Below are 12,686 nucleotides of genomic sequence, written 5' to 3' on the forward strand. Positions count from 1 at the left end.
GAGCCGCTGGTTCCGCGGTCTTTTCAGCGCGTCTTTTCGGGACGTCTTTTTCGGGCGCAAGCCCGCTGTTTTTACCGTACCACCGGCACCTGTGCTGAACCTTTAAATGCGCAGGTGGGTGCGTAAAAATAGCCCCGCCTCCCGATGCTGCGGTAGCGTCAGGAGGCGGGGCTCATGTATTCCGAATTAGTGTTCTCGCTGGGTTAGCGCGCAGAGTTAGTGCGCGGAATTAGTGGTCAGCGGGCTTCATTTCGCGCGGTGCCTTGCGGATCATGAAGTAGCTAATGACGGCCATAACACCCATGAGCACGGCGCTGAATGCGGAGCTCAGCACCACGCCGGAGTCGAAGGCAGCGAATGCGGAGGAGAGCAGCTGGTTCGCCTGCTCGCCACCCACCTGGCTTGCGACCGTCACGGCACCGCCGAGGGTTTCGTGGGCGTGGTCGGCGAGAGTCTCATCCAGGCCGTCGGGTACAACCACATTTGCGCGGTAGACGGCGGTGAGCATGCCACCAATGATGACGGTGCCGAGCACCGTACCTGTCTCGTAGGAGGTCTCCGAGATCGCGGATGCCGCACCAGCCTTACGCGGCGGCACGCTGGAGAGCATCAGGTCGTTCGAAATGGTCTGCGCAATACCGATGCCGGTACCGAGCACAATGAAGATCAGGATAATCACCAAGTCGTTGTGCGCACCCAGGAAGGCGAGCACCGCGAACGCGGCAGCGTGGAGCGCCAGACCGAAAGACACCACCTGCGCCGGGTGGAAGTGCACCGCCACGCGCGCAATCACCAGACCGGCGATAATGATCGCCAGGGTACCGGGAATCAGCAGCATACCGGCGTACATGGGCGGCAGACCGGAGACCAACTGCAGGTGCTGGGAGGCGAAGTAGATGAAGCCAACGTCCACCATCATGGAGATGAGGTTTGCGGTAATCGCGCCGGTGAACACGGTGTTGCGGAAGAGGCGCACATCCAGCATGGGCTGAATATCGTTCTTCTCGCGGTTGAGCTGACGCAGCACGAACAGGACAATGAAGCACAGGCCGGCAAGGATGGTGCTGATAGCCACCGCATCGAACCCGGTTTCGGAGGTGTGAGTCAGACCGAAGGTAATGCCGGTCATGCCGGTCATAATCAGCAGGATGCTCAGCGGATCCACCGGGCTGGGGTTCGGGTCCTTCGACTCGGGAACCATAATCGGGGCGAGAATCAGCAGAGGAATCAGAATCGGCACAGCGAGCAGGAACACCGAACCCCAGTCGAAGTGCTCCAGCAGGAAACCACCCACAATCGGGCCCAGCGCCGCACCCGCCGAGAAGCCCGAAGCCCACACGGCAATAGCGATGCGGCGCTCGGTCGCATCCACAAAGATATTGCGAATAATCGACAGGGTTGCCGGCATGAGCATGGCGCCAAAAATGCCAAGCAGGGCGCGGGCAACCACGAGCATCAGCGCGGAGGGCGCGAATGCCGCGAGCGCAGAGATTGCCGCGAAGCCGGTCGAGCCGATGAGCAGCAGCTTGCGGCGACCGATGCGGTCACCGATAGCGCCCATGGGCACGAGCAGGGCGGAGAGCACCAGGGAGTAGGAGTCAACGATCCACAGCTGCTCCGCGGAGGAGGGGCTCAGCGCCTTAGCGATTGCGGGCACCGCGAAGGCAAGCACTGTGTTGTCGATGGAGACCAGGAGCACCGGGAGCATGAGCACACCGAGTGCCGCCCAGCGCTTGGTCTTCTGGTCGGGGGCGTGAATGGGCAGAGCCGTGGTGTGCGGATTGTGATTCGTCATGGGTTGTTTTCGTGCGTCTATAAGGTGTCGGCTGATGCGGCGGACGCGGCGGCATCAGCTCGGCCTGTCTTTTGGGCTAGGTCTTTTAGTGAGGTTTTAGGGGTCCGGACGGGGCCATAAACGAAGATTATACCAACTGGACGGTATAGTTTCAAGCGGTTAGACTGGTACCCATGACCACCCCCAACCACCGCAAACAGCGCGCCAACAACTCCCGCGAACACATCCTCGACACCTACATCGACCTGCTGATTCGCTCGGGAGAACGCGCCGCAACCCTCGACGCCGTCGCCACCGCCGCCAAGGTTTCCAAGGGCGGGCTACTCTACCACTTCGCCTCCAAGAAGGCGCTACTTGAGGCGCTCGCAGAACGCACCCTCACCCTGGCTGAAGAGGACTTCGCGGCAATGGAGCAGGCACCCGAGGGGGCAAGCGCCTACTACATCAATTCCTCCACGCCAGATAACTCCCCCTTCGACCGCGCCCTCATTGCTCTCAGCCGCCTGGCACAGAGCAATAACGAGCTTGCCCAGCAGACCATGAGCCGCGTACAGGATGGCTGGCATGCGCTCGTCCTCGCCGAGCTGGGTGATGAGCAGATTGCCCGCACCGTGCTGCTTTTGGGTGACGGCATGTACTACAACGCGGCGTTCGGAGGCGACTCCGCCAGCCCGCAGAGGGCCGCAGCCATCGCGGCAGACCGAGCGGCACTCGAACGCGCCCTGCAGGTACTCAAGGCGGCGACTCGTTAAACCACAAAAACCACCCGATACAGCGCTTAAAGCCACAAGCTAAAACCGCCGCCTCAGACCGTATTCTTCAGCGCCGGCGAGCACCCAGGACTTAAACTGGAAGAGTACGTAACCGCTCTTCAACCAAGGAGTTCCAATGATTTTCATTGCTGTCAAGTTCCCCGTCAAGCCCGAATACGCTGACCAGTGGATCGAGAAGACCCGCGCTTTCACCGAGGCAACCCGCGCCGAGGAAGGCAACAAGTTCTTCGAGTGGTCCCGCAGCGTTGAGGACCCGAATGAGTTCGTTCTGCTCGAGGCTTTCAACGACGACGCAGCTGGCCCGCACGTGAACTCTGACCACTTCCAGCAGGCCATGAAGGACATGCGTCCGCTGCTGACTGCAACCCCGAAGATTATTTCTCGCCTGATTGACGGCGAGGGCTGGGAAGCTATGGGCGAGCTGCAGATCGACTAATCTGCACCCCCGACATGCACCCTAGAATTGCATAGTTAGACGTTGCATAAGTAGACGCTGGAGCGCCTCTCCTCTCTGTCCTATTGGGCAGGCAGGAGAGGCGCTTTGGTGTGTCCGGTACCTGAACTTTTCCCCTTGATACGACGCGGATGGTACCGGTTTTCGGGTCAGCGGGTGCCTTGCGTGCATTTTTACCCTATTAACCCCTTAAAATGGGTAGAGTATGCACACCTATCGATACCCATTCGCACAGGAGGCCTGAATGAGCATCGCATCCCAGCCTCTTCCCGGCGCAGTCGCCACTGAAGAGCACAACGACGTGGACCACACCTCTGTATCTCTCGCTGTCTCGACCGTGATTCTAGCTTTGCGTCCCAAGGAAAACGAGACCCACCCGACCCTGTGGCTGCCGCTGGTTCGCCGCCTCCGCGAGCCCTATAAGGGCCAGTGGGCGCTTCCTGGCGGTCCGCTCAACCCGAATCTTTCTCTGGAAGAGGCAGCCGCTTCGACCCTGAAGCGTGCAACCAACCTGCAGCCCGGCTATCTGGAGCAGCTCTACGCATTCGGTGATGTCCTGCGCACTCCCGAGGCGCGTGCCGCCCGCGTTGTGGGTGAACCCGACCCGGCGCCCGGCGCTGATCACGAGCGCGTGGTTTCCGTGGTGTACTGGGCTTCGATTCCCGCCACCGAGGTCGCAAACACCCGCGTGCACGAGAACATCCGCTGGTTCCCGGTGGATGAGCTGCCCGAGCTTGCCTTCGACCACAACGAAATCATTGAGTACGCACTCTACCGCCTGCAGAACAAGGTCGAGTACTCGCGTATTGCGCACTCTTTCTTGGGTGAGGAGTTCACCCTGGCGCAGCTGCGTGAGGTGTACGAGGCGATTCTGGGTCGCACCCTGGATCCGGCGAACTTCCGCCGCCAGATTGCGGCATCGAAGTCGATTATTGACACCGGCCGCCGCGTGGAGGGCACCCGCCACCGCCCGCCGCGCCTGTACCGTTACAACGACGCTCAGGCATACGCAGATGCGGGCCCGCTGGGCATGTACCGTGAGCGTCACGAGGCGTAATAGCGTTTCGCGCGTTGTACGCGCGTAGATTTAATGCCTAAAAGGAGGGGCGGCACCGCGTGGTGTCGTCCCTCCTTTTGCATTCTCTAGGGGGTATCGGCACTTGTCAGAAGGTTTTACAGGAGGGTGTTTGACTCAGCACCCGCGCGTTCCCTATGCTGGAGTCCTCAGCTCTCTTTTACCGCCACCTCGTTGCAGAAGTAGCCGACGGAGCTGAACGTATCATTTGACCGAAGCCACCCAAGGCGCGACCGGGGCGGTATTCGGAATCTAGGAGGCATCAAAGAAATGACCCACCGAGCATAAGCCCGGACTCAGAAGAATTTTTTGCGCGCTCACGCAGCAGCTCTACGGACACGTTTCCTACGTGTTCCAATCAGCGCGCACACACCCGGGCACAGGTACATCCACCGTTACGCTCGGGTTTTTTCATGCCTTCAGGCCTTCATGTGCGCTGGCAGGAATCCGAGCACCTACTCGAAGGAACTCGGCCCATGTCACGTCACATTACACTCGACCATATTTCGTACGCACACCCGAGCCAGCCTCCGCTTTTTGCGGATCTTTCGGCGGTATTTTCTGCGCCACTCACCGGACTTATCGGCGATAACGGCGCCGGAAAAACTACCCTCTTCAGACTTATTCTTGGCGACATAAATCCTAGTCAAGGCATAATCAGCACCCCACCGCACATAGCGTACCTACCGCAAGATTTAGGGTTGAGTGGGCATCAGCATCTTGCCGATATTTTTGGAATTACAAAAATACTGCAGGCGCTTGATGCGCTGGAATCGGGCGAATATTCCCCCAGCCTTTACGACACCATAGGCGACGCCTGGGATATTGAAGAACGCACCCTCGCAGCCCTTGCCGAACATGGTTTTGGTCCTGCCCTCACTACGACCGATACGCAGGCCCGTCGCAACCTTCTGATGCGTCCCCTTAGCACCTTTTCAGGTGGTCAGACAGTCACAGCCGCACTCACCGCGCTTCTGTCTTCAGACCCAGAGTTCATTCTGCTCGATGAGCCGACGAACAACCTGGACTCCGCGGCGAAAGCCCAGCTCTTCACCGCACTGGAGGCGCTACCCTGCCCGGCACTCATCATTAGCCACGACCGCGATCTGCTGGAGCACGTGAACGTGATTGCCGAGCTTCACTCCGATCGTCATGGGCTGGCGCATCTGCGCCTCTTTGAGGGTAACTACAGCACCTACCGGCAGGCGCTGGACACCGAGCAGCAGGCGGCTCAGCGTCGCGTGACCGAGGCGAAGAATGAGGTGCGTAAGGCTGTGCGTGAGCGCACCGAGAACCAGATTAAGCTCGATCGCAACGCCCGCCGAGGCCGCGAATTTGAACGGTCAAAGCGGAAACCTGGCATGGCTATGGGCCTGGATAAAAACAGTTCAGAGCGCTCTGCCGGGAAACTTCACACAGCCCACGAAAGCATGGTGGCGGATGCACGTGTAGCAGTTGGAGAAGCCCAAAAGAACCTGCGCGTGCAGGAGCGTATCTATCTGGAACTTGCTCAGGACGCGCTCCCATTGGGGCGGAAGGTACTGGAATTACATCGGGTGAAGAACGACTCTTGCGCATCTACACCGCAGAGCGCCGACCTTAAGAAGGCATACACCCAAAACACCGTTTCACGTGAAACACAACCATATAAAGTTGATTATCTGCTTCAAATCCAAGATTTTCCCGAGGTTCTTATCCTGACCGGACCCGAACACCTGCACATCACGGGAGCAAACGGCAGTGGCAAGACTGTGCTTCTCAATGCGATAGCGCACGCGAATGACCCTGATTACCGTTCCCCAGTGCCGCCTGCATACCAAGTGCTCTACCGCCTGGACAACACCGCATACCTGCCGCAGCGCATCATCCTCGACCCGGAGCTCACCCTCCTTGAAACCGTACAGAGGGCAAATCCCGGTGCGAGCGAACAGCATCTGCGTGACCAGCTGGCGCGGTTACTTTTCCGTCGCGAGAGCGTGCACCATAAGACCGGTGAGCTCTCCGGCGGTGAGCGTTTCCGCGCAGCGGTGGCGCAGGTGCTTCTGGCTGATCCGGTACCGCAGCTACTCATATTGGATGAGCCGACGAATAACCTCGACATTTCCTCGGTGGATTGGCTGGTGCAGGCGCTCGAAGCATACACCGGCGCGCTCATTGTGGTGAGTCATGACGAGGACTTCTGCCGCCGCATCCGCATTGACCGCACACTCAACCTTTCAACAAAAACTCTCGGGAAGGAGCCATTCGGGGAATCAGCACGCTGAATCTTCTCCTACATAGGAAGGTGTTTGACTCAGCGCCCAGTTAGTTCCTATGCTGGAGTCCTCAGCTCTCTTCCGACGCCGCCCCATCGTGGGGGTAGTTACGGAGCTGAACGTATCGTTTGACCGAAGCCACCCAAGGCGCGACCGGGGCGGTATTCGGAATCTAGGAGGCATCAAAGAAATGACCCACCGAGCATAAGCCCGGACTCAGAAGAATTTTTTGCGCGCTCACGCAGCAGCTCTACGGACACGTTTCCTACGTGTTCCAATCAGCGCGCACACACCCGGGCACAGGTACATCCACCGTTACGCTCGGGTTTTTTCGCGCCCTTTTGGGGCGATCCTCTTACCGCCACGCGCTCAGCATAGGCACCCAAACCGCCGGCACACTACTGCAACGCACCACCGTCGGAGTTTGAGAGCACCCGAGCATCCATACCTCAAGGAGCTCGTATGACACACGTACTTCAGCCGCAGGCGACCTTTCCCCGTTCCGCTTCTTCCCGCGATGCCCGCTCGCACGCCATTTCCCACGCGGCGGCGCACGTTAGTATCGCCCATCTACACTTTGCGCACCCGAGCCAGCCTCCGCTTTTTGCGGATCTGTCGACAGTATTTTCGGCACCTCTGACCGGGCTCATTGGCGATAATGGTTGCGGAAAAACAACCCTCATGAGGTTGATTTTGGGTGATTTGACCCCGAGTTCCGGTTCTTTGGCGGCGCCGGAACACATGGCGTATCTACCTCAGGATATGGGTCTGAATCGGAATCAAACCCTCGCCGAGCTCTGCGGAATCACCGAGATTCTGCGGGCGCTACAGGCGGTGGAATCCGGCGAATACTCCCCCGAACTCTACGAGACCATCGGGGATAACTGGGACGTTGAGGAGCGCACCCTGGCGGCCCTTGCGACCTACGGCTTCACCCCGGCGGCACTGATTGATCGAGACAACCCGGAGGCGATTCGGGCACTCTTTGCTCGCAGCATGCGCAGCTTCTCCGGTGGCGAGGCGGTCATTGCTGCACTTGCCTCGCTGATGATTTCTGACCCCGAGTTCATTCTGCTCGACGAGCCGACGAACAACCTGGACTCCGCGGCGAAGGCTCAGCTCTTCGCCGCGTTGGAGGCGCTACCCTGCCCGGCGCTCATCATTAGCCACGACCGTGACCTACTGGAGCGTGTAAACGTGATTGCCGAGCTTCATGCTGACCGTCAGGGGCTGGCGCATCTGCGCCTCTTCGAGGGTAACTACAGCACCTACCGGCAGGCACTGGACACCGAGCAGCAGGCGGCTCAGCGTCGCGTGAGCGAGGCGAAGAACCGGGTGCGTTCGGCGCATCGCGAGTGGGTGCAGGCGCAGGAGATTATCTCGAAGAACATGGCGCAGGTGTGGAAGGACGACCAGCCGGATACGATTCTTGCCCTCGCCAAGGACGCCTCACGTCAGGCGGCGGCAAAGCTTCGAGTTCTGCGCATCGGCAAGCAGGAGCAGGCTCAGGAGGAATACCAGAACGCCCAGGATGAGGTGCGCGTGCAGGAGAAAATCTATGCCGAGCTGAGCCAGCAGCCCCTACCCGCGGGGCGCAAGGTACTGGAGCTGCACAGGGTTGATTCTCGTGGGACTAACCCTCAGCAGGTTTCACGTGAAACATTTACCACTCAGCAACCCACTAAGGTTGATTCTCTGCATTTTTCACCCGTTGAGGCAGATGGCGAGAGCCGGCAGGGAACCCCTGCGGAGCACCCCGAACACCTGATTCTCAGCGGCCCCGAGCATCTGCGCATCACCGGTGCGAACGGCAGCGGCAAGACCACCCTCCTTGAGGCAATTGCCCACGCAAAAGACCCGGAGTACCGCTCCCCCGTGCAGCCCGCCTACCGGGTCGACTATTGCCTCGAGGGGGCCTACATTCCCCAGCGCATCACCCTCGACCCGCAGCTCACCCTCCTGCAGAGCGTGCAGCGGACTAACCCCGGCGTGAGCGAGCAGCATCTGCGTGACCAGTTGGCGCGCCTGCTTTTCCGCCGTGAGAGCGTGCACCATAAGACCGGTGAGCTCTCCGGCGGTGAGCGTTTCCGCGCAGCGGTGGCGCAGGTGCTTCTGGCAGATCCGGTGCCGCAGCTACTCATGCTGGATGAGCCGACGAATAACCTCGATATTTCTTCGGTGGATTGGCTGGTGCAGGCGCTCGAAGCCTACACCGGTGCGCTTATCGTGGTGAGCCATGATGAGGATTTCTGCCGCCGCATCCGCATTGACCGCACGATGGCGCTCTAACTAGGGTTCCGTCTAAGGTTCCGAACCCAACCCCGCGGGTGCTACCCGGGGCTTAACGAACGGGTGCCCGGCACCTCCGAATATTGGAGGCGCCGGGCACCCGTTTCAGTTACCTCACCGCGGCTACGTCACCGCGCTGACGAAAACTTAGATTAGAGGACCAGGCCCTTGGTCTGGGACACTGCGCGCTCGAAGCGAGCCTGAACGTCAGCCCAGTTCACAATGTTCCAGAATGCCTTGACGTACTCGCCCTTAACGTTCTGGTAGTCCAGGTAGAATGCGTGCTCCCACATGTCCAGCTGCAGAACGGGAATCAGTGCAACGGAAATGTTGCCCTGCTGATCGTAAAGCTGCTCGATGATGAGGCGCTTGCCAACGGTGTCCCATGCGAGGATTGCCCAGCCGGAGCCCTGAATGGTCAGTGCAACGTTGGTGAAGTGCTCACGGAACTTGTCGAAGGAGCCGAAGAACTCGTCGATTGCCGCTGCCAGCTCGCCGGTGGGCTTGTCGCCACCCTCGGGGGACAGGTTGTTCCAGAAAATCGAGTGGTTGGTGTGGCCACCCAGGTTGAACGCCAGGTCCTTGGAGAGCTTGGAGACGTTGCCGTACGCACCGTTCTCGCGTGCCTCTTCGAGCTGCTCAAGAGCTGCGTTAGCACCTGCAACGTATGCTGCGTGGTGCTTGTCGTGGTGCAGCTCCATGATCTTTGCGGAGATGTGGGGCTCGAGCGCCGCGTAGTCGTAGGGAAGCTCGGGGAGGGTGTACTTTTCAGCCATGATGATGCCTTTCATTAGAATGCTTGGCCTGTATTAAAGATTACCAGCGTAGCGTTTACTTTACTTTTCACGAGTTGGGAGGCGTCACATGTGCGCACCAACCCGCACGAGCCTGTGGATTTTAGGCTGAAACTTTTCCCCACACCTGTGGATAACCCTGTATATCAACAGGCTTTTCAGGCTCGGCACCCTATTCTGCCTTGAAATAACAGGGTATGCACTCATGTGAATAACAGTGCTGTAAGTTCTCCACACTGTGGATAACCCCTGTGGATAACGCCTCCTTTTGGGGATGTGCGGGGGAAAAACTGCAGAATTTTCACCCTCACTCGGGGCATTTTTCCTTCTACTAGCCAAAATTTTGGACGCCAACAGGGGCGCTGAGCGGTCTTATACACCTCTTTTACGCCGGAGGTGGTGGATTAAGTGCACAGGGTTATCCACAGGTGTGGAAAATCTGGCGTTCCGCGAATTTAAAGGTGAAAAGGTCTTCTGTTTAAGAACTTGCCCTCGGTTTTAACGGCTGTGAAAGCCTGTAATTACAAGAATTTTTCTGCAGAGCTCTTAAATTGTGCCCGTGGCGAGCCTCGATTCCGCTCCACCAAATCACACGAGCGTAAGTTCTCCACACTGTGGATAACCCCTGTGGATAACACTTCTGACGCGATACGGCGCAACAATACCGCGGACACACGGCACCACCACACAACACAAACCACACCGTGCAGCTACACCCCACAGCTACACAGGGCAGATACACAGCACAGGTGTTTACGCTTCCTCCCCCGACTCTGCCCCGGCTCGTACAGCGCTCTTGCTGATGCCGATATGAGGGTAAAGAAAAAGAGCACCCGACCATTGGATGCTCTTAGAGTGAGTTGATAGAAATTTTGAGTTAAAAAGATACGGTACGGAATGCAGCCCAACCACGAACTGCACCCGCACCGCACATCCGTCGGTAGAAATACGAGTTACTCGTACACCGACGACAATCACCGATAAATAGAGAGTCGAACCTATCGAAGCGAGCTTCCGGTCTCGCCTCGGAGGCTTCCTTCGACCCCGTTATGTAATTAGTGTACACGGTTTCATTACGGTTGCAAAGCCAAAACCGAGATTTTTTTAAAATTTTTGTTACCGTTTCGTTATTTTTCGACCTCGGAACACTCTTTGCCGGCCCGAGAATTTTCTTCCACCACCTAAAAAACCTTGATATTCCGCGGAAGTTGGCATTATGCACGGAGGTGCTTCTTGGTATGGTCTCGTCTATACTTGTACCAGAAATCTTTTTAAATATGCCGTATATCACTTGCTTACCTTGGGTATTTGCAGTCACCGCGTGCAAAAAGATACCCCTAGCACCCCTCAAAAAATTAGCACCAAAGTGTCAACCATTACTTGACCGTACCAATTTTGAGTCACCTAGTCAGACCTTTCGCTACAATGGGTGCCAACACGCCACTTCTCTCTTTATTTAAGAGAGCTCCATATCCGATAAAAGAGGAACCAATCTCGTGTCCATACCAACCACGTCTGCGCAGCAGCCGGAGAATGCCTCGCACAGCGAATCCACCCAGTGGCTCTCCCCGCAAGAGAGAGAAGGCTGGCTCTTTATCAGCTCCATCATCTTCAGCCTCACCCGCAAGCTAGAGAATCAGCTACAAACCGAGGCTGGCATCAGCTTCGTTGAATACATGGTGCTTGCAATGCTTTCCGAGTCCAAGGATCATTCCCTGACCATGACCGAGCTGGCAATCACTACGAACACTCTTCCCGCACGCCTCTCACGAGTCGTAGCGCGTTTGGAGAAGGATGGATACGTCCGCCGTTCCCTCAGTGCTGAAGACCGCCGTGTGAGCATCTGCCACCTGCTCCCCGCAGGCGAGCAGAAGATCCAGGAAGTCGCACCCAGCCATGTTGGCGAAGTACGCCGCCAAATTTTCGATCACCTCACCCCCGAGCAGGTTGAGCAGCTTGCCGAGATCGGTAAGGCTGTTCTGGGTGATACTCCTTCAAACGTCATCTCGATTGATGCACTGCAGCGTGGGGAATACCCCGCACACTAACCTCCTCCACCCCACAGAGGGATGAGAGTTGAGAGAACCAGAGATAAGGCACATTCCCCACCGGGAACGTGCCTTATCTCTTTAAAGGTGCGCGCAGAACAACCTTTACGGAGGCGGTTGGGGGCGCATCGGGGTTCTGGCCACACCAGTTTCGCCGCATTTTCGAGAGATTTTTAAGATTTTTTTTGCGCCCTCTAGCCCCGTGCGCAGGCACCCAACATGGTGTCTCTATGTTTACCTTGAGCCGTAGGGTTTGTGGTTTTTAAACCCGCTGTCTATCCCTGTTAAACCGCGAAATCTCAAGGAAACACACCCAATACCACACAATCCAAAGAAAGTATTCAGGGCATCCACACTAAGGGTTGTGGTGACAATATGTCAGGGGTACCTTATCTGATTCACCGATTAGCCTTTTCTCTCTGTACATGGCGCACCCCACCCCTTACGATAAATATCAACAGGTTGCACCGCGCCATCCCGGCACCCAAAAGCAACCACCATATAAGGAGAAACCATATGTCTAAGTCTTTCTACGACCTTCTGAACGAGCAGATCGGCCACGAGTTCGCTGCATCCCACCAGTACCTGTCCATGGCTATCTGGCTCGACGGTGAGGACCTGCCCCAGCTGGCTAAGTTCTTCTACCAGCAGTCCCTCGAAGAGCGCGAGCACGCACTCATGATGGTTCAGTACAAGCTGGACCGCGGCCACAAGGTCGAGATCCCCGCTGTTCCCGCTGTCAAGAACGACTTCGAGAACGTTCAGGAAATCGTTGACATGTCCCTGGCACAGGAGAAGGCTGTCACCGGTCAGATCGAGGCCCTGTTCTCCGCAGCACGCGCTGAGAACTACGCACTGGGCGAGCAGTTCATCCTCTGGTTCCTGAAGGAACAGGTTGAGGAAGTTGCAACCATGGAGACCCTGGTGACCATCGTGAAGCGCGCAAACGGCAACCTCTTCGACCTGGAGAACTACGTTGCACGCGAGCTGGCACACGACCATGGCCAGGAGTCCGGCGCACCCGCAATCGCTGGTTCCTAATCTTGCGTTCAGGCGGCTAGACACCTAGTCGACCACGCAGAATATCTGCAAAATATTAAACGTTCCGCCCTCCCCACACGCCGTGGGGAGGGCGGAACGTTTATGTATATACGCCATGAAAGCACACCGCGGTGCACCGCCCATGAGCTAAAAGCCGCCAGA

Annotated in this window: 9 protein-coding genes; 7 read left to right on the top strand and 2 right to left on the bottom strand. The window is 57.7% G+C overall.

Going from position 1 to position 12,686, the window contains the following annotated elements; genetic code table 11:
* Positions 1–229: 229 nt before the first annotated feature.
* Complete coding sequence (locus HMPREF2749_RS06765; protein ID WP_049338178.1) at positions 230–1,795, bottom strand: MFS transporter; 1,566 nt, start codon at positions 1,793–1,795, stop codon at positions 230–232.
* Positions 1,796–1,968: 173 nt separating this feature from the next.
* On the opposite strand from HMPREF2749_RS06765, the gene HMPREF2749_RS06770 reads away from it, so the two are divergent.
* The 5 genes from HMPREF2749_RS06770 (at position 1,969) to HMPREF2749_RS06790 (ending at position 8,641) form a co-directional block, all read left to right on the top strand.
* The gene (locus tag HMPREF2749_RS06770; protein ID WP_070593864.1) at positions 1,969–2,547 is read left to right on the top strand and encodes a TetR/AcrR family transcriptional regulator; all 579 of its coding nucleotides are present in this window, start codon (positions 1,969–1,971) and stop codon (positions 2,545–2,547) included.
* A 136-nt stretch (positions 2,548–2,683) separates the two neighbouring features.
* Positions 2,684–3,004, top strand: a complete 321-nt coding sequence (locus tag HMPREF2749_RS06775; RefSeq protein ID WP_070593866.1) for a putative quinol monooxygenase — start codon at positions 2,684–2,686, stop codon at positions 3,002–3,004.
* Positions 3,005–3,266: 262 nt separating this feature from the next.
* Entirely contained in the window at positions 3,267–4,079 is an 813-nt protein-coding gene (locus HMPREF2749_RS06780) for an NUDIX hydrolase (protein WP_070593869.1), read from the top strand.
* A gap of 494 nt (positions 4,080–4,573) precedes the next feature.
* Positions 4,574–6,361 carry an ATP-binding cassette domain-containing protein gene (locus HMPREF2749_RS06785; RefSeq protein WP_070593871.1) on the top strand — a complete coding sequence of 596 codons (1,788 nt, stop codon included), beginning with the start codon at positions 4,574–4,576 and terminating at the stop codon, positions 6,359–6,361.
* A 453-nt stretch (positions 6,362–6,814) separates the two neighbouring features.
* The gene (locus tag HMPREF2749_RS06790; RefSeq protein WP_070593873.1) at positions 6,815–8,641 is read left to right on the top strand and encodes an ATP-binding cassette domain-containing protein; all 1,827 of its coding nucleotides are present in this window, start codon (positions 6,815–6,817) and stop codon (positions 8,639–8,641) included.
* A gap of 152 nt (positions 8,642–8,793) precedes the next feature.
* Here the strand turns inward: HMPREF2749_RS06790 and HMPREF2749_RS06795 are convergent, their stop codons facing one another.
* Positions 8,794–9,417: a superoxide dismutase gene (locus tag HMPREF2749_RS06795; protein ID WP_005507370.1), complete on the bottom strand. Its 624-nt coding sequence runs from the start codon at positions 9,415–9,417 to the stop codon at positions 8,794–8,796.
* 1,514 nt (positions 9,418–10,931) lie between these two features.
* Here HMPREF2749_RS06795 and HMPREF2749_RS06800 point away from each other — a divergent pair.
* Both HMPREF2749_RS06800 and HMPREF2749_RS06805 read left to right on the top strand, forming a co-directional pair.
* Entirely contained in the window at positions 10,932–11,483 is a 552-nt protein-coding gene (locus tag HMPREF2749_RS06800; protein ID WP_080975570.1) for a MarR family winged helix-turn-helix transcriptional regulator, read from the top strand.
* Positions 11,484–11,999: 516 nt separating this feature from the next.
* Positions 12,000–12,524, top strand: coding sequence for a ferritin (locus tag HMPREF2749_RS06805; RefSeq protein ID WP_049341967.1), 525 nt, complete (start codon positions 12,000–12,002; stop codon positions 12,522–12,524).
* Positions 12,525–12,686 lie beyond the last annotated feature (162 nt).

Source organism: Rothia sp. HMSC075F09 (assembly GCF_001810515.1).
Taxonomy (GTDB): Bacteria; Actinomycetota; Actinomycetes; order Actinomycetales; family Micrococcaceae; genus Rothia.